Origin of the sequence: Xenorhabdus mauleonii (genome assembly GCF_900113945.1) — a bacterium.
Lineage (GTDB): Bacteria > Pseudomonadota > Gammaproteobacteria > Enterobacterales > Enterobacteriaceae > Xenorhabdus > Xenorhabdus mauleonii.
This window is the reverse complement of sequence record NZ_FORG01000063.1, coordinates 2278-4046: the sequence shown is the minus strand read 5'-3', so window position 1 is coordinate 4046 and position 1769 is coordinate 2278. Positions and strand designations below refer to the sequence as shown.

General features: G+C 48.1%; 1 protein-coding gene. It reads right to left on the bottom strand.

Annotation, left to right across the window (positions count from 1 at the left end; all coding sequences use genetic code 11):
- Positions 1-1769: invasin domain 3-containing protein (locus tag BM100_RS21960; protein WP_217648217.1), on the bottom strand; the 1769-nt coding region annotated here is incomplete at both ends.

Genomic DNA, 1769 nt, shown 5'->3' with positions numbered 1-1769 from the left:
GAAGTTGGCCGGTAGAATAGACATGACAATCACTTCACCTGAAATCTCCAATTCCAACTCTTTTTCCAGTATGAGCTTGGCCTGACCTTTGTTATCACCCTGCGCCGGCTGATCTACGTCTTGCCAGTTCATTGCATCCCCTTCCTTGCTTAGTATTTTCCAGGCAAATTGTGACTTGTCCCTCGCATCTCCGCCATTTGGCATAAATTTATAGCTAACAGTCAGCGTTGATGACAACTCGAGTTTACCTGTCAGATCCAGTTCATCAACCTCAGGTACAGCATTCGGATCGGGTACACCACCACTGCCATTACCGCCGGTAATCGTGGTGGCAGTTCTTGGGTCGTCTACCGCCATGGTTTCCGGACCTTTTGCCCGCAAATTGGCATCATTGGCTGCCAATATCGATACTTCCAATACTTTATGTTTATCATTCTCTTGAATGATGTAAGTTATCGGTTTGCCATTAACCCGGCCTTCCCCATTTTCCTGTTCCAGCTCTATCGGTTCTTTTGCACCAGCCTTTTCTGCCAGTTCTATTACCCGAGCGGCTGTCGTGCCTTTTGCACCCCAGACATAAAACGAACGATCGACGGTATTACTGTCATTACTGTTAAACTTATAGTTGGCTGTCAGGGTCTTCCCGATGGCGAGTTCCCCCTCCAGATGTGAGATCACAACGCTTGGTGCTTTGTTTACATCAAATTCCAGTTCTAACGGTTGCGGATTCTTCTTACCGTCAACAGTCGTTGTCACTGCCCAGTTGCCGGTTTTTGTCCCAGCCGTGATCACCACTTCATACACCCCATCACCGACTTCTTTTACTTTATCGATAACCGGGTCTTTACCATCTCCTTTCAGTGTGGAGTAATCACCGGTCACGATGATGCTGTCTTTGGCACCGTAAATAGGATTGTTATCTCCATCCTTCAAGGTGATACGCAGGGTTTTCTTGGTATGGCCATCTGCCGGCAGGGCCGTACTGCCATCGGCAGGGTCAACCTCAGGACTTTTCAGGTTTAATTTATCTGCCAGTGATTTTCCAAATGTGATGGTCGTCGTTTTCTCGATCTTTTTACCGAACACTTCAGGAGCTAATTCCCATTTGCCTTTTTTATCGCCGGCAGTCACCGTCGCCTGATAATGACCGCTGCCCGGTGGCGTTTCTTTAAATTTGCCGACCGTTGGCATTTTTTTGCCTGACCCGTACAACCCATGATCATCCGGTATCATCTTGATGCTGTTTTCTGCACCTGTGATAACCTTACCCTCATGGTCTTTCAAATCCACTTCAATCACTGTGGTGTCGCCGTCATTGGGTAACTCACTTTCTTTGGCAACAAACGTGGATTTATTCGGATCAACCAGATCGGCTTTGTTGGGATCGAAGGTGATTTCTGTCGGCTTCTCCAGCGCTACACCGTCTATTTTGGTGGTGATCTTCCAGTGACCGTTTTTATCCCCCGCCTTGACTTTCACCTTGTAAATCCCGCTGTTTTCCGGCTCTTCCCAGACTTTGTCGATAGTCGGTTTGTTTTTCCCGTCGCCCGTCAATTGGTCGCCGTTATCCTCAAACGTAATACTGTCTTTGGCATTCCGGATTGGCTGACCTTTTTTGTCCTTCAGTTCCAGCGTCATGATGGTGCTGTCTTCATTGTCAGACGCCAGCACGTTTGTTGCTGGTATAAAGGCCGAGCCTTTGGTGTCCACAATGTCCGCCAGTGACTGACCAAAGACCACCTGAGTCGGTTTCAGCTCTTTGCCGTCCA